The organism is uncultured Albimonas sp., from assembly GCF_963977235.1.
In the GTDB taxonomy this organism is placed as follows: Bacteria; Pseudomonadota; Alphaproteobacteria; order Rhodobacterales; family Rhodobacteraceae; genus Albimonas.
Map to the genome: position 1 here is coordinate 25,052 of NZ_CAXBOD010000032.1, position 15,194 is coordinate 40,245.

Genomic DNA, 15,194 nt, shown 5'->3' on the forward strand with positions numbered 1-15,194 from the left:
GCCGCGCCCCCAAGCGCAACAACCCAGACCCGCCCGACCGCCGGCGCCCCTCGCGCCGGCGGTTCGCGTTCGCGGGCCCCGGGCTCAGCGGCGGATCTTCTCGGGCATCAGCCCCTGGGGCGCGAAGCGCAGCACCAGCAGCAGGATCGCGCCCATGAAGATCATCCGCATGTGGGCCGCCCCCTCCTGCAGGTGGACGGCGATCGGGTTGCCCTCGGGCGCCCAGGCGGTCGCCGCGTCCATCAGCCAGCGGCCGACCGGCTCGGCCTCGATCCACACGAACCAGACCAGGAAGCCGCCGAGCACCGAGCCCCAGTTGTTGCCCGAGCCGCCCACGATCACCATCACCCACACGAGGAACGTGAAGCGCAGCGGCTGATACGAGCCCGGCGTGAACTGGCCGTCGTAGGTGACCATCATCGCCCCCGCGATCCCCACCACAGCCGAGCCGAGGATGAAGGTCTGCAGGCGGCGCTTGACCACGTCCTTGCCCATCGCCTCGGCCGCGACCTCGTTGTCCCGGATGGCGCGCATCATCCGCCCCCAGGGGGAGTTCAGCGCCCGCTCGGCCAGCCACAGCAGCACGCCCAGCACGGCGGCGAACAGCGCGGCGTAGCACAGCTTCACGAAGATGCCCGAGGCCTCGGCCGGGTCCAGCCCCCAGGCCTGCGCGCGCTGCACGAAGGCGGCCGAGGCCTGCAGGTCGACCTCGTAGGGCGCGGGCCGCGGCAGGCCGGTGACGTTCTTCACCCCGCGCGCCAGCCAGTCCTCGTTCTTCAGGATGGCGATGATGATCTCGGAAATGCCCAGCGTGGCGATGGCGAAATAGTCCGAGCGCAGGCCGAGGCTGACCTTGCCGATCAGCCAGGCCGCGCCGGCCGCCAGCACGCCCCCCAGCAGCCAGCCGGCCGCGGACGGCAGGCCCAGCCCGCCGAGATAGCCGGTGACGGCGGGGTCCACCGCCTCGATCGCGTCGGTGGCGGGATCGAACAGGAAGCGCACCAGCCCATAGGCCGCAGCAACCATCGCCACGGTCGCGAGCGCCCGCAGCCGGCCCCGGGCCAGCCGCGCCCGCACGAAGGCGATGGCCACGACCGAGGCGACCAGCGCCGCCCCGGTCCCCAGCAGGCGCAGGCCGCCGGCGGACCAGGCCTCGGGCGCCGGGGGCTGGGCGGCGAGCACCACCGCCAGCCCGCCCAGCGCCGCAAAGCCCATCAGGCCCACGTTCATCAGCCCCGCGTAGCCCCAGGCGATGTTCGCCCCCAGCGCCATCACCGCCGAGATCAGGCACATGTTCAGAATCGCCAGCGCGACGTTCCAGCTCTGCGCCACGCCCACCAGCGCCAGCAGCGCGGCCATTCCGGCATAAAGAAGCGGACCCCGCGCGGGGCCTTTCAGGACGCTCATATCACCTTCCCCCGGAAGATGCCGGTGGGCCGCGCCAGCAGCACCACCACCAGGATCACGAAGCTGACCGCGAACTTGTAGTCGGTCGAGAGAAGCTGCAGCAGGCCGTCGGGCACCGCGTCCTCGGGCAGCAGGTAGCCGGCGAACTTGCGGTAGGCGTAGGTCACCATCACCTCGGAGAAGGCGACGATGTAGGCGCCCACCACCGCGCCCAGCGGATTGCCGATGCCCCCCAGGATCGCAGAGGCGAAGATCGGCAGCAGCAGCTGGAAATAGGTGAACGGCTTGAACGACTTGTCGAGCCCGTAGAGCACGCCGGCCAGCGTCGCGAGCGCCGCGGCCAGGATCCAGGCGGTGCGCACCACCTTGGCCGGGTCGACGCCCGACAGCAGCGCCAGGTCCTCCTCGTCCGAATAGGCCCGCATCGCCTTGCCCATGCGGGTGCGCTGCAGGAACCAGAACAGGGCGGCCATGGCGATCACCGCGGCCACGATGGTCAGCGCCTGGGTCGAGCGGAAGGCGATCCCCTCGTCGAGGCCGGTCCAGTCCCTGAAGTCGCCGACCTTGAACAGGAACCGCTCGCCGTCGGCAAAGCGCTGGTCGTCGGGGCCGATGACGATGCGCACGATGCCGTTGAACAGGAACATCACGCCCACCGAGGCGATCATGAACACCACCGGCCTGGCCCGTTGCCTGCGGTAGAACGAGAACACCCACGCGTCGCAGAGCAGCGTCGCCCCCGCCGCCACCGCGATCCCGATGGGCAGCGCCAGCAGCGCGGTCGGCAGCGGCCCCAGCCCGATCCCCAGCGCCTGCAGCCCCCAGGTCGCCAGCACCACGACCATCGTCCCGAATGCCATCAGATCGCCATGGGCGAAATAGGTGAAGCGCAGCACCGCATAGATCAGCGTCACCCCCAGCGCGCCCAGCGCCAGCTGGCTGCCATAGGCCAACGCCGGCAGACCGACGAAGTTGGTGAACAGCGCCAGGGCGTTCAGGATCTCCATCGCCTCAGCCTTCCACGCGGCGGCAGCGGCCGTGGTACTGGGTGGGGGTCAGCGCGCCGCCCAGCAGCGCGTGCTTGGAGTGGACGGCCGCGCCGCCCTCGGCGACCGAGGTCAGGACCAGGTCGCCGCGGTCCATGATCTCGATGAAATGCCAGAAGGCCTCCATCTCGGCGACCGTCACGTCGCCCGAGCGGCCGGCGCCGTCGGTGAAGCGGCCGTCCTCGGCCTCCCACTCCAGGCGCAGCTCGTAGGTGGTCGAGCGACACCCCTCGGCGTCGCAGACCCGGTCGAAGTCGCAGCGCAGGCTTTCGGCCATGGCGGGGGCGGCCGAGAGCGCAAGCGCGGCGAGGGCGAGGGGACGGATCATCAGGCTCAACCTCCGAGGAACGAGCGGCGCACCTCGGGATTGGCCATCAGCGCCTCCCCGGTGTCGGTGAAATGGTTGCGGCCCTGGGCGAGCACATAGCCCCGGTCCGCGATGTTCAGGGCCTGGCGGGCGTTCTGCTCGACCATCAGGATGGCGATGCCGGCCGCCGCGATCTCGAGGATCTTGTCGAACAGCTCGTCCATCACGATGGGCGAGACGCCGGCCGTGGGCTCGTCGAGCATCAGCACCTCGGGCCGCGTCATCAGCGCGCGCCCGACGGCCACCTGCTGGCGCTGCCCGCCCGAGAGCTGGCCGGCGGGCTGGCGGCGCTTCTCGCGCAGGATCGGGAACAGGCCGTAGACCATCTCCATGGTCCCGGCGATGTCGTCCTCGCGCAGGAAGGCGCCCATCTCGAGGTTCTCCTCGACCGTCATGGTCGAGAAGACGTTGCGCACCTGCGGGACGAAGCCCATGCCCGCCTTCACCCGATCCTGCGGGGAGAGGGCGGTGATGTCCGTCCCGCGCAGACGCACCTGGCCCTGACGCAGGGGCAGCATCCCGAACAGGGCCTTCATCGCGGTGGACTTGCCCGCCCCGTTGGGGCCGACGATCACGGCGATCTCGCCCTTGTCGACGGCGATGGTGCAGTCGTGAAGGATGTCGGCGGCGCCGTAGCCGCCGGTCATGCCCTCGCCGATCAGGACGCTCATGCCCCGCCCCTCGCCCATTTCATCGCGCCGGGGGCCATGCCCTTGAACTTCGGCGCCTCGTCCAGCGCGGCCACCAGCAGGGCCGTGTCGTCGGGAAGCTGCCGCTTCACCGCGTGATAGAGCTTCGAGCGCGAGCGGGCCGAGCGCGCCATGAACAGGCCGGGGGCGAGGGCGTGGCGATCCTCGCCCAGCTCGACCTCCGCCTCCGGCGCCCCGTGCCAGACGAGGTAGAGGGTCTGCGCGCCGCTCATGCGCCGGCCTCCGGCGCGGCGGTGGGGCGGCGGGCGGGGCGGTTCTTCAGGCCGCGGCCCAGATAGGCCTCGATCACCCGCTCGTCGGCCTTCACCTGCGCCACCGACCCCTCGGTCAGCACGCGGCCCTCGGCCATCACGATCACCGGGTCGCAGAGGCGGCCGATGAAATCCATGTCGTGCTCGATCATGCAGAAGGTGTAGCCGCGCTCCCGGTTCAGGCGGGCGATCGCCTCGCCGATGGAGTTGAGCAGCGTGCGGTTCACCCCCGCCCCCACCTCGTCGAGGAACACGATCCGCGCCTCGGTCATCATCGTGCGGCCAAGCTCGAGCAGCTTCTTCTGGCCGCCCGAGAGGTTGCCCGCCAGTTCGTCGGCGACGTGGCCCAACTGGAGGAAATCGATCACCTCGTCGGCCTTCTCGCGCACCGCCGCCTCGCGCGCGCGGACGGCCGAGGGCTTGAACCAGGCGTTCCACAGCGTCTCGCCGTCCTGGGCGGGGGGCACGGCCATCAGGTTCTCGCGGACGGTCAGGGTGGCGAACTCATGCGCGATCTGGAAGGTGCGCAGCAGGCCCCGGTCGAACAGGTGATGGGGGGCGAGGCCGGTGATGTCCTCGCCGTCCAGCAGCACCCGCCCCTCGTCGGGGGCGTAGGCGCCGGCGATCACGTTGAACAGCGTGGTCTTGCCCGCGCCGTTGGGGCCGATCAGGCCGGTGATCGCGCCTTGCGCGATCTCGAGGCTCGCGCCGTCGACGGCGCGCAGGCCGCCGAAGCTCTTCACCAGGTTCTCGACGCGGATCACGCGCGGCTCCCCTCATATGCACCGGCCCGACGCGAACGCGCCGGGCCGGCCCTTTGCCATATCGCGAACGTCAGCGGAAGCCGATCGTCTCGTAGGCGCCGTCCTTGACCTCATATTCGCGGTAGGTGCCGGCGGCCTCGCCCGGGCCGATCAGCTCGACGTTGGTGGCGCCGACATAGTCGATCTCGCCGCCGTCCTTGAGGATCTGGATCGCCTTGGCGAGCTGGCCCGGCAGGATCTTCTCGCCGGGCGCGTTGGCCACGTCGATCACGCTGTCCTTGAACACGCCCGGATCGGTCGAGCCCGCGGCCTGCATCGCCAGCGCGATCAGCGCGGCGGCGTCGTAGGATTCGCGGCGGAACGAGCCGTCGGGATCCACGCCCGCGGCCTCGGCGGTGCTGACGAAGGCGTCGGCGCCCTCGCCCTCGGACCACGGCACCGAGCCGATGGTGCCGTCGAGATCCTCGCCGATCGCCTCGATCAGGGTCTCGGCGAACATGCCGTCGCCCAGCACGAACTTCTCGAACGCGCCCGAATCGACCGAGGCGCGGATCACGCCCACGCCGCCCTGGTCGGCGTAGCCGAAGACCGCGAGGTATTCCGCCCCGGTGGCCGACAGCGCCCCGACCTCGGCCGAATAGTCGGCCTTGCCGTCCTCATGCGCGGCCGAGAGCAGGACCTTGCCGCCCTGCTCCTCGAACGCGGCCTGGAAGGCGTCGGCGAGGCCCTTGCCATAATCGTTGTTGGTGTAGGTGACCGCGATCTCCTCGACGCCCTTGTCGGCGAGGATCTGCGCCAGCACCGCGCCCTGGCGCGCGTCGGAGGGGGCGGTGCGGAAGAACAGGCCGCCGTCCTCGATCGAGGTCAGCGCGGGCGAGGTGGCCGAGGGCGAGATCATCACCACCCCGTTGGGCACGGCCACGTTGTTGAGCGTGGCGATGGTCACGCCCGAGCAGTCGGCGCCCATGATCGCCTTGGCGCCCTCGGCGGTGACCAGACGCTCGGCGGCGGCCGAAGCCGCGGCCGCGTCGATGCAGGTCGAGTCCGCGCGGACCGGGACCAGCATGTCGCCCCCAAGGATGCCGCCGGCGTTGTTCACCTCGGTCATCGCCAGCTCGGCGCTGTCGGCCATGCCGGGGGTGAGGGACTCGATCGGGCCGGTGTAGCCCAGCAGGACGCCGATCTTGACGTCCTCGGCCTGGGCGGGGGCGGCCATCGCAAGGGCCGAGGCGCCCATCGCCAGCGCGGCGGCGAGGTGTGCAGGTTTCATCGATGCATCTCCCTGTCATCCGGTCCCGGCCGCGGCGCCGGCTTGGCTGAGGCGCCCCGCGCGGCGGGCGCCCCTGGCGGGGCCGGCCTGCGCGCGTGCGCCCCGCGCCGGTCATGCGCGGGCGGTGGAGCTTATCCGTGTCGGCTTGCGCCCGTGCTGTCAATCGCAACGCCCGGCGCAGGGCCCGGCGGCGCCCCCGCCCGCACCCGCCCGCCCCCGCCCGCCGGCGCAGCGTCGGCGCAGCGTCGGCCGAGGGGCTCGCGCGGGGGCGGCTCGGGAGGGAATCGCTCGGCCGCGGGACCGTCCGCGACCGGCCGCCGGCGCCGGTGGGAGATCGGGGGGCGGAAGAGCGCCCGCGAGGCGCGTGGCCTGGCCGCGAGGCTCTACCCAAAGCCGAGGAATCACGGCGGAACCGTGGCGGCTTGGCTTGCGCCCGGATCAAATCGTTCTAAACTTAGCGCTCACCGATACAGGATCAGGAGCCGCCATGACCCTTCCGACCCGCGCCATCGCGCAGGACACCCTGCGCGACGCGCCCGCCGGGATCGCCAAAGGCGCGACGCCGGCCATCACCGGTTCCTCCGAAGGCAATGTGGAGGTGATCCCGAACACCCGCTCGCTGGGCTTCCTGCTCCAGGACGTGGCGCGGCTGATGCGCTCCAGCTTCGGCCAGGCGGTGACCGACGCGGGGCTGGAGCTGACCACCGGCGAGGCCAGGGCCCTGGTCCACGCCGTCGCGGCCGCCGGCGCGCGCCAGACCGAGATCGCCGAGCGGATGGGCGTCGAGCCGATGACCCTGTGCGGCTATGTCGACCGCCTCGAAAGCCGGGGCCTGGTCGAGCGTCAGCCCCACCCCGCCGACAAGCGCGCCAAGCGGATCGTGCCCACCGACACGGCCGACGACGCCATCGGCACGATCATGCCCCTGACCCGCAAGGTGATCGCCGACGCGATGGACGGCGTCCCGCAGGAGGATATCGAGGCCTTCCGCCGGGTCCTCCAGCACATGCACGATCACCTCAGCCACGGTCGCCGCAACAGCTGATCGCGGCGTCGCGCGACCCCGAACCGAAAAGCGCGGCCCGCCACGGGCCGCGCTTTTCCGGTTCGGACCCAAGCCGGCCGCCGCCTTGCACCGCCAGGCGGTGTGCCTCCCGAAGGGGCCGGGCGCATCGGCATCCCGTCCCGGGGCGGCGTTCAGAGGCCCAGGCGGCGCAGGGTCTCCTCGATCATCTCCGCCTGCACGGCCCAGACCACGGCCCAGGGCAGCGTCATCAGCGCCCACCAGTTGCGGGCCAGCGACTCGGCGCCGTCGGCGCCCGCGAAGCCGAACGCGTCGGCGCCGGCGGCGGTCTTCGGGGGCAACGGGGCGGGACCGCGGGCCATGGGCTCGTCTCCTTCGATCGGGTCGTCAGCAACCCTTCACGAGAACAACTTGTGGCAAGTCTCGAGCGCGTCCACCAGCACGTCCACCTCCTCGCGCGTGTTGTAGAGGCCGAAGGACGCCCGGCAGGTGGCCGAGACCCCCATGTGCTCCATCAGCGGCTGGGCGCAGTGATGCCCCGCGCGCACCGCCACGCCCTTGCGGTCGACGACGGTCGAGATGTCGTGGGGATGGCCCGCCCCCTCGAGCGTGAACGAGAAGATCGCCCCCTTGCCCGGCGCCGTCCCCTGGATCTGCAGCCAGTTCAGCCCCGCCAGCCGCGCCTGCGCGTAGTCCCGCAGGTCGTGCTCATGGGCCGCGATCGCCTCCATCCCGAGGTCGGTCATGTACTCCAGCGCAGCGCCAAGCCCGATCATCTGGACGATGCCCGGCGTGCCCGCCTCGAACTTGTGGGGCGCGTCGTTGTAGGAGATCGCGTCGCGTCCGACGTCGCGGATCATGTCGCCGCCGCCCAGGAAGGGGCGCATCTCGGCATACCGCTCGGACCGCACGTAGAGCGCGCCCGAGGCCGAGGGGCCGTAGAGCTTGTGGCCGGTGATCGCGTAGAAGTCGCAGCCGATCTCGGCCACGTTCACCGGCATGTGCACGGCGGCCTGGCTGCCGTCGATCACGGTCGCCACGCCCTTCGCGCGGGCCGCCGCGCAGATCGCCTTCACGTCGACCACCGTGCCGGTGACGTTGGACATGTGGGTGATCGCGACCAGCTTCGTCTTCGGCCCGATCGCGTCGATCACCGCCTGCGCATCAAGGCTGCCGTCGGGCGCGCTCTCGACCCATTTCAGAACCACGCCCTGCCGCTCGCGCAGGAAGTGCCAGGGCACGATGTTGGCGTGATGCTCCATGACCGAGAGCACGATCTCGTCGCCCGCCTGCAGCCGCGGCGCGGCCCAGGCGTAGCTGACGAGGTTCAGCCCCATGGTCGAGCCGGTGGTGAACAGGATCTCCTCGGGCCGGCGCGCGCCGAGGAAGGCGCGGATCGTCTCGCGCACCGCCTCGTACTTGTCGGTGGCGAGGTTCGAGAGGAAATGCAGCCCCCGGTGGACGTTGGCGTATTCCTCGGAATAGGCGCGCGTCACCGCATCGATCACCTTCGAGGGCTTCTGGGCCGAGGCGCCGTTGTCGAGGTAGACCAGCGGTTTGCCGTGCACGGTGCGCGACAGGATCGGAAAGTCCTTGCGGACCGCGTGGACGTCGTAGGGGGCGTTGCTCATCGGGACGAACCTTTTTCGCGGCCGCCGCGCCGGCTCAGGCCGGCGGCGGCGCGAGGGAGAATGCGGAGGCGAGGATCATCGTCACGAAGCCAAGCGCGATGAATCCCGCGACGGTGGCGACCACCACGACGCCGATGCGCCGGAAGCCGTGCGCCTCGGCCACGAAGGCCGCGAACAGCCAGATCGACAGGCCCACCGAGATCGGCGCCAGCAGCGCGAAGGCCGAGGCGCCCTCCTCGGGCGAGGCCGAGGTGATCGCGTGGATGCCCAGCAGGTTGAGCGGCGCGAGGAAGGCGGTGACCAGCAGGTGCCAGGCCACGACCCGGGCCATGTCCGCGGGCTGCGCCTTGCCGCCGAAGCGCCGGCCCAGCCCGTAGGCGCCCGCGGTCAGCACGGCGAACATGAAGAAGTTCAGCGCCACCTCGGTCATCCGCGCGCCCAGCGCCGACATCGAGGCGCCGTTCTCGCCCAGAGCCATGTCGACGATCGCGCCGAACATCGCCTGCACCAGGGTGGCCAGCACCACCATCAGCGCGCAGTCGGCGATGCTCGGGGCCCGGTCGAGCATCGCGCGCGCCGAACGACGCGGCGACCGATAGGCCCCGAGAATGGTCTTTAGGAACTCCAGGATCATGCGCGCCCGCTCCCTGCGGCCGCGTCGCGCGCGCGCCGCCCCCGCGGCACGCCCCGCGGGGCCGTCTTCAGGCGGACAGATAGACCCCGAGGATGCTGAGCACCACCGTGCCCGTGCTGAGAACCAGGAAGATCCAGCCCACGCGCCGCATTCCGTGAACGGCCGCGAGCCCCGCCGCGATGAACCACAGGAACGGGACCAGCCCGATGTAGTAGGGCGGCATCGCGTAGACCGGGTCGGCCATCGCCGGCCAGACATGCTCGCCATGGCGCATGCCCACCGCGATCAGCGCCGCCAGCAGGCCGAACGGCGCCGAGACCAGCGCCCCCCAGAACACCGCCGCGCGCGTGTCCCGCCAGGAGCCGCGCCCCCCCGCGATCCGGCAGGCCGCGAAGGCCGCCGCCGCCAGCACGTACATCGCCGCGGTGCGCATCAGGAAGCCGACCAGCAGGATCCCGCCCATGTAGATCGGCATCATCGCCGCCGCGGCCGCCGTCGGCGCCAGCACCGCCTTGATCGTCCAGCACAGGAAGAACACCAGGTCCGACAGGATCAGGTAGAACAGAAGCCGCCCTTCGGAGGGATCCTCCGACACCAGCCGGCGCGTCGAGGCCTGCATGTCGAGCCAGGCTTCCAGCACCCGCCCGGACATGGTCGCCGGGCCGATGTCGTCCTCGGGGTCCGCGTCGTAATCGGGGGGAAGGCTCTGAACGAACGCCATGAGGAAAACTCCGGGACCCAACGCAATCGCGAGCGGCTGCACTCAGGAGTTGTCTAGCATGACATGAAGCGAAAGTGAACGGTGAATCTGCACGGAAGATGAACAGGGCCCGCGGCACTCGCCCGTCCTGACACCCGCGGACGGGCGTGTGGACGCCAGCGGGCGCAAGCCCGACGACGGGGCCTGCGGGCGCGAGCCCGGCGGGGAGCGGCCGCGCGCCTCTCATGCCGGCGGCGAGGCCGCGCCGGAGGCGGCCCAGATCGTGCCCACGACCCAGACCAGCACGATCGCGACGAAGGCGGGCCAGGCGCGGCGGAAGCCGTGGGCCTCGGCCAGCCCCGCGCACCAGAACCACAGGCCGGCCGCGCCAGCCAGCGCCCCGGGCGCCGAGAGCGCGAGGGCCCCGGCCCCGGCCACCGCCAGCATCGAGGTGATCGCCGCGGCCGCCAGCGAGGCCGGGGCCGCCGCCAGCGGCGCCCAGAACACCGCCAGCCGCGTCGCCTGCCAGCCCCCGGTTCCCCCGAACAGTCGCAGCAGCATCCGCGCCAGCGCCGCGACGCCATAGAGAAACAGGGGCAGGAAGAACAGGTTGGCGACCACCTGCATGGTGACCACCTCGCCGACCGAGAGCGCCGCCCCTCCGGCGCCCGAGGCCGCGGCGTCGCGCCCCCGGTCGGCCAGCACCGCGGGCAACGAGGTGATCAGCAGCAGCAGGCCCGTGCCCATGGCATAGGCCAGCAGGCGCGACTCGCTCACCCCCGCCTCGAGGTCCGCCCGGATCACCTCGCGGTGCCGGCCGGACCAGGCGGCGGCGATCCGGCCGACCAGCCCGCGCGGCGCGGGCCGGCCGTCCGGGGTCGTGGCGGCGGCCTGGGTCACGCCCCGTTCCTCATGCCCAATTCCTCATGCCGAATTCCTCATGCGTCATCCATCACCCACTGGGCGATGCGCTCGCGCATCTCCTCGGCGAGGTCGTCGGACTCGATCTCCTCCACCGCCTGGCCGAGGAAGGACATGACCAGCATGTTCTCCGCCTCCCGCTTGGGGATGCCGCGGGCGCGCAGGTAATAGAGCGCGTCCTCGTCCGCCGCCCCGCAGGTCGACCCGTGCGAGCAGACGACGTCGTCGGCGTAGATCTCGAGCTCGGGCTTGGCGAGGAAGTCGGCGTGCTCGTCCAGCAGCAGCCCCTGGCTGATCTGGTAGCCGTCGGTCTTCTGGGCGCCCGGCTTCACCAGGATCTTGCCCTGGAAGATGCCCTTGGCCTGGTCGCGCAGGACCTTCTTGAACACCTGCCGGCTCTCGCAGTTGAGCGCGTCATGGGTGACGAAGACCGTGTCGTCGTGCACGAAGTCGCGACCCTCGCCCAGGCAGGCGCCGGCCAGATGCACGGCGGCGTCGTCGCCGGTCAGCTCGGCCACCTGCTCGATCCGCGTCAGGCGTCCGCCGGCGGCGACCGAGAAGGTCTTGCACACGGACTCGGTCCCAAGGCGCGCGAACAGATGCCAGGCGCCGCGACGCTCGGCCTCCGGCCCGTGGGCGCGGACCTGGTGGAAGGCGGCGCGGTCGGCGATCTCGACCTCGAGGACCGAGTTCACCCGCGCCCCCGGACCGCCGGTCTCGAGCACGGTCAGCTCCGCGCCCTCCTCCAGCTTGACGACGTGGTGCAGCAGCGCGTCGGAGCTCTCGCTCTCCCGCGCGCCCTTGATCAGCACGGGGCGCGAGACCTTGCCGGTGGCCCGGATGGCGAGGCCCTGCCCCGCCACCGCGGTGTTGAAGGCGGCGAGCGGACGCGCGACCGGATCCTGGCCGCGGGCCTCGAGCACGCCGAAGACCTCCTTGGCCCAGTGGATGTCGGCGGCGAGCGCCTCCTCGAGCGTGCAGATCTCGGCGCCCTCGAGCGAGAGGTCGTCCGAGAGGTCGCGGCGCAGCATGCCGTCGACGAAGGTCACCACCAGCGCGCCGCGGTCGGCGAAGATCGCCGGGCCCGCGGGATGCAGCGGCGCCGAGGGCGCCTCGGGCGCGGTCAGGGCCGAGGGATCGGTCCACTTCCAGTATTCGTCGCGCCCGATCGGGGCGCCCATTTTGCGCAGACGCGCGGCGGCGGCGGCGCGGGCCTCGCGCGCCCAGCCGCCCTCGCCCTTCGGCGCGGGGTGGGCGGCCAGAAGCGCCTCGGCCGCCTCGATCTTGCGGGCGGGAACAGCGGCCATGGTCACGCGCCCTCCTTCAGGTCGGCGTAGCCGTTCTTCTCGACCTCGAGCGCCAGCTCCGGCCCGCCGGTCTTGATGATGCGGCCGTCGGACATGATGTGCACCACGTCCGGTTTGATGTGGTCGAGCAGGCGCTGGTAGTGGGTGATCACCAGGAAGCCGCGGCCGGCGTCGCGCAGCGCGTTCACGCCGTCGGCCACCAGCTTCATCGCGTCCACGTCGAGGCCCGAGTCGGTCTCGTCGAGGATGCACATCTTCGGCTCTAGCACCGCCATCTGCAGGATCTCGTTGCGCTTCTTCTCGCCGCCCGAGAAGCCCACGTTGACCGCGCGCTTGAGCATGTCGGGGGTGATCTGCAGCTGGGCGGCCTTCTCGCGGATGAACTTGAGGAACTCGGCGGCCGACATCTCGGCCTCGCCGCGGGCCTTGCGCTGGCTGTTCACCGCGGTGCGCAGGAAGGTCATGTTGCCCACGCCGGGGATCTCGACGGGGTACTGGAAGGCCAGGAACAGGCCGGCGGCGGCGCGCTCCTCGGGCTCCATGTCCAGCAGGTCCTGACCGTCGAGGCTGGCGGCGCCCTCGGTCACCTCATAGCCGTCGCGGCCCGAGAGGACGTAGGAGAGCGTCGACTTGCCCGAGCCGTTGGGGCCCATGATCGCGTGGACCTTGCCGGCCTCGACCGTCAGGTCGACGCCCTTGAGGATCTGCTTGTCCTCTTCCTCGAGCTTCACGTGAAGGTTCTTGATCTCCAGCATCGTGCGTTCCTTGTCTGCGGGCGCGGCAGGCGCGGCCCATGTGGCGGTCGGGGCCGCAGCCCTGTTGACGTGTGGGGGCGGCGGGCCGCCCGGAATGGAGGGGTCAAGCGGTCACTCGACGACGACCGCGGTGCCCGAGACCGACACCATCAGCATCGAGCCGTCCTTGCCGACGACCTCATAATCGATGTCGACGCCCACCACGGCGTTGGCGCCCAGCTTGGCGGCGCGGGCCTCCAGCTCCTGGAAGGCGACCTCGCGGGCGTCCTGGAGCTTGCTCTCGTAGGCCCCCGAGCGGCCGCCGACGATGTCGGTGATGCCGGCGAAAAAATCGCGCACGAAGTTGGCGCCCATGATCGCCTCGCCGACGACCACGCCGCGATAGGCGGTGATGCGATGGCCCTCGAGGGCGTTGGTGGTGGTGACGATCATGCGTCCGCTCTCCGTGTCGGTGGCGCCCCAGGGTCCGGCCATCTCAGCGCTCCTCGACCGGGGGGCAGGCCATGCGCACCCAGGCGAGCGTCAGGAACCCCCAGGCCGCGAGAAGGATCAGCGACAGGATCACCTCGGCGGTGATCTGCGCCCGCGCGCCCAGGTTCCAGGCCTCGGCCATCATCTCGACGATCTCCTCGTCCTCGAGCGACAGCGCGAAGATCACCAGATGCGCCGAGATCAGCCAGCGCACCTTCGAGGGCAGGCTCAACCGCCCCACGTGCCCCAGCCGGGGCGAGCGGGACCCGTGGTCCTGGCTCATCGCCATGTCCTCCTCCGCCGACGCGCGGCCGGGCCTCCGGTCGGCCCGGTCAGCCGACCGAGCCTTCGAGAGAGATCGCGACCAGGCTCTGGGCTTCCATGGCGAACTCCATGGGCAGGGCCTGCAGGACCTCCTTGCAGAAGCCGTTGACGACCAGCGCCACGGCCTCCTCCTCGTCCATGCCGCGGGCGCGGCAGTAGAACAGCTGGTCGTCGGCGATCTTCGAGGTGGTCGCTTCGTGCTCGACCTTGGAAGAATTGTTCTTCACCTCGATGTAGGGGACCGTGTGGGCCCCGCACTTGTCGCCGATCAGCAGGCTGTCGCACTGGGTGTAGTTGCGGCTGTCCTTGGCCTTGGGGTGGATCGAGACCAGCCCCCGGTAGGTGTTCTGCGCCTGCCCCGCCGAGATGCCCTTCGAGACGATCCGCGAGCGGGTGTTCTTCCCCAGGTGGATCATCTTGGTGCCGGTGTCGGCCTGCTGGTAGTTGTTGGCGATGGCGATCGAGTAGAACTCGCCCTGGCTCTCGTTCCCGCGCAGGATGCAGGAGGGGTATTTCCAGGTCACGGCCGAGCCGGTCTCGACCTGGGTCCACATCACCTTCGCCCGGTCCTCGCGGCAGTCGGCGCGCTTGGTGACGAAGTTGAAGATGCCGCCCTTGCCCTCGGAGTCGCCCGGGAACCAGTTCTGGACGGTGGAGTATTTCACCTCCGCGTCCTCCAGCGCCACGATCTCGACCACCGCCGCATGAAGCTGCGTGGTGTCGCGCTTGGGCGCCGTGCAGCCCTCCAGGTAGCTCACGTAGGAGCCCCTGTCGGCGATGATCAGCGTCCGCTCGAACTGGCCGGTGTTCTCGGCGTTGATGCGGAAATAGGTGCTGAGCTCCATCGGGCAGCGCACGCCAGGCGGCACGTAGACGAAGGACCCGTCGGAGAACACCGCCGAGTTCAGCGTCGCGTAGAAGTTGTCGCTGTAGGGCACGACGGTGCCGAGATACTTCTTCACCAGCTCCGGGTGCTCCTGCACCGCCTCGGAGATCGAGCAGAAGATCACGCCGGCCTTGGCGAGCTCCTCCTTGAAGGTGGTGCCGACCGACACGCTGTCGAAGACCGCGTCCACGGCGACCCGGCGCCCCTCGGCGGGGGCGGCCTCGGCCCCCTCGACGCCCGCGAGGATCATCTGCTCCTTGAGCGGGATGCCGAGCTTCTCGTAGGTGCGCAGCAGCTCGGGGTCGACCTCGTCCAGAGACTTCGGCTTGGTCGCGAAGCTCTTGGGCTGGGCGTAGTAATACTGGTCCTGGAAGTCCGGCTTGGGATAGGTGACCATCGCCCAGTCCGGCTCGTCCATCTTCAGCCAGCGCCGGTAGGCCTTCAGGCGCCAGTCCAGCATCCACTCCGGCTCGTTCTTGCGCTCGGAGATCAGGCGGACGATGTCCTCGTTCAGGCCCTTGGGGGCGTAGTCCATCTCGATGTCGGTGGACCAGCCGTGCTTGTATTCCCCGCCGAGCGAGCGGACGGCCTCGACGGTGTCCTGCTCGACGCCTTCCTTGACCCCATCCCTGAGGGTCGCATCATCCAGAGCGGCCATGTCGTCTCTCCTTCCTCGCCGGCGCGGCGCCTTTCGGGGAAAAGCGCGCGGGGGCAATGCGTTCGGTG

General features: G+C 70.8%; 18 protein-coding genes. 1 reads left to right on the plus strand and 17 read right to left on the minus strand.

Going from position 1 to position 15,194, the window contains the following annotated elements; all coding sequences use genetic code 11:
* Nucleotides 1–84: 84 nt before the first annotated feature.
* The 7 genes from AAC134_RS14745 to AAC134_RS14775 form a co-directional block, all read right to left on the minus strand.
* Nucleotides 85–1,407 carry a branched-chain amino acid ABC transporter permease gene (locus AAC134_RS14745; RefSeq protein WP_339949867.1) on the minus strand — a complete coding sequence of 441 codons (1,323 nt, stop codon included), beginning with the start codon at nucleotides 1,405–1,407 and terminating at the stop codon, nucleotides 85–87.
* Nucleotides 1,404–2,414, minus strand: coding sequence for a branched-chain amino acid ABC transporter permease (locus AAC134_RS14750; RefSeq protein WP_339949868.1), 1,011 nt, complete (start codon nucleotides 2,412–2,414; stop codon nucleotides 1,404–1,406). Before AAC134_RS14750 ends, AAC134_RS14745 begins: the two co-directional genes overlap by 4 nt.
* A 4-nt stretch (nucleotides 2,415–2,418) precedes the next feature.
* Nucleotides 2,419–2,781 (minus strand): hypothetical protein, encoded by a 363-nt coding sequence (locus tag AAC134_RS14755; RefSeq protein ID WP_339949869.1) that lies wholly within the window; start codon nucleotides 2,779–2,781, stop codon nucleotides 2,419–2,421.
* Nucleotides 2,782–2,786: 5 nt separating this feature from the next.
* Nucleotides 2,787–3,491 (minus strand): ABC transporter ATP-binding protein, encoded by a 705-nt coding sequence (locus AAC134_RS14760; RefSeq protein ID WP_339949870.1) that lies wholly within the window; start codon nucleotides 3,489–3,491, stop codon nucleotides 2,787–2,789.
* The gene (locus AAC134_RS14765) at nucleotides 3,488–3,742 is read right to left on the minus strand and encodes a hypothetical protein (protein ID WP_339949871.1); all 255 of its coding nucleotides are present in this window, start codon (nucleotides 3,740–3,742) and stop codon (nucleotides 3,488–3,490) included. Before AAC134_RS14765 ends, AAC134_RS14760 begins: the two co-directional genes overlap by 4 nt.
* Nucleotides 3,739–4,545, minus strand: a complete 807-nt coding sequence (locus AAC134_RS14770) for an ABC transporter ATP-binding protein (RefSeq protein WP_339949872.1) — start codon at nucleotides 4,543–4,545, stop codon at nucleotides 3,739–3,741. The genes AAC134_RS14765 and AAC134_RS14770 overlap by 4 nt, the downstream gene beginning before the upstream one ends.
* Before the next feature lie 70 nt (nucleotides 4,546–4,615).
* Entirely contained in the window at nucleotides 4,616–5,815 is a 1,200-nt protein-coding gene (locus AAC134_RS14775; RefSeq protein ID WP_339949873.1) for an ABC transporter substrate-binding protein, read from the minus strand.
* 487 nt (nucleotides 5,816–6,302) lie between these two features.
* On the opposite strand from AAC134_RS14775, the gene AAC134_RS14780 reads away from it, so the two are divergent.
* Nucleotides 6,303–6,860: a MarR family winged helix-turn-helix transcriptional regulator gene (locus AAC134_RS14780; RefSeq protein ID WP_339949874.1), complete on the plus strand. Its 558-nt coding sequence runs from the start codon at nucleotides 6,303–6,305 to the stop codon at nucleotides 6,858–6,860.
* A gap of 152 nt (nucleotides 6,861–7,012) precedes the next feature.
* Here the strand turns inward: AAC134_RS14780 and AAC134_RS14785 are convergent, their stop codons facing one another.
* The 10 genes from AAC134_RS14785 to sufB all read right to left on the minus strand — a co-directional run bounded on the left by AAC134_RS14785 (nucleotide 7,013) and on the right by sufB (nucleotide 15,126).
* Nucleotides 7,013–7,201 (minus strand): hypothetical protein, encoded by a 189-nt coding sequence (locus tag AAC134_RS14785; RefSeq protein WP_339949875.1) that lies wholly within the window; start codon nucleotides 7,199–7,201, stop codon nucleotides 7,013–7,015.
* A 36-nt stretch (nucleotides 7,202–7,237) separates the two neighbouring features.
* On the minus strand, nucleotides 7,238–8,470 hold the full coding sequence (locus tag AAC134_RS14790) for a cysteine desulfurase (RefSeq protein ID WP_339949876.1): 1,233 nt from the start codon (nucleotides 8,468–8,470) through the stop codon (nucleotides 7,238–7,240).
* Between the two features lie 34 nt (nucleotides 8,471–8,504).
* On the minus strand, nucleotides 8,505–9,104 hold the full coding sequence (locus tag AAC134_RS14795; protein WP_339949877.1) for a YIP1 family protein: 600 nt from the start codon (nucleotides 9,102–9,104) through the stop codon (nucleotides 8,505–8,507).
* 67 nt (nucleotides 9,105–9,171) lie between these two features.
* Nucleotides 9,172–9,825 (minus strand): YIP1 family protein, encoded by a 654-nt coding sequence (locus AAC134_RS14800; protein ID WP_339949878.1) that lies wholly within the window; start codon nucleotides 9,823–9,825, stop codon nucleotides 9,172–9,174.
* Between the two features lie 222 nt (nucleotides 9,826–10,047).
* Nucleotides 10,048–10,704 carry a hypothetical protein gene (locus AAC134_RS14805; RefSeq protein WP_339949879.1) on the minus strand — a complete coding sequence of 219 codons (657 nt, stop codon included), beginning with the start codon at nucleotides 10,702–10,704 and terminating at the stop codon, nucleotides 10,048–10,050.
* Between the two features lie 38 nt (nucleotides 10,705–10,742).
* On the minus strand, nucleotides 10,743–12,032 hold the full coding sequence (locus AAC134_RS14810; RefSeq protein WP_339949880.1) for a SufD family Fe-S cluster assembly protein: 1,290 nt from the start codon (nucleotides 12,030–12,032) through the stop codon (nucleotides 10,743–10,745).
* Nucleotides 12,033–12,034: 2 nt separating this feature from the next.
* Nucleotides 12,035–12,787 carry a Fe-S cluster assembly ATPase SufC gene (sufC, locus tag AAC134_RS14815; RefSeq protein WP_339949881.1) on the minus strand — a complete coding sequence of 251 codons (753 nt, stop codon included), beginning with the start codon at nucleotides 12,785–12,787 and terminating at the stop codon, nucleotides 12,035–12,037.
* A gap of 111 nt (nucleotides 12,788–12,898) precedes the next feature.
* The gene (locus AAC134_RS14820) at nucleotides 12,899–13,219 is read right to left on the minus strand and encodes a heavy metal-binding domain-containing protein (protein WP_339949896.1); all 321 of its coding nucleotides are present in this window, start codon (nucleotides 13,217–13,219) and stop codon (nucleotides 12,899–12,901) included.
* Between the two features lie 43 nt (nucleotides 13,220–13,262).
* The gene (locus tag AAC134_RS14825; protein ID WP_339949882.1) at nucleotides 13,263–13,541 is read right to left on the minus strand and encodes a hypothetical protein; all 279 of its coding nucleotides are present in this window, start codon (nucleotides 13,539–13,541) and stop codon (nucleotides 13,263–13,265) included.
* Between the two features lie 49 nt (nucleotides 13,542–13,590).
* Nucleotides 13,591–15,126, minus strand: a complete 1,536-nt coding sequence (sufB, locus tag AAC134_RS14830) for a Fe-S cluster assembly protein SufB (protein ID WP_339949883.1) — start codon at nucleotides 15,124–15,126, stop codon at nucleotides 13,591–13,593.
* Nucleotides 15,127–15,194 lie beyond the last annotated feature (68 nt).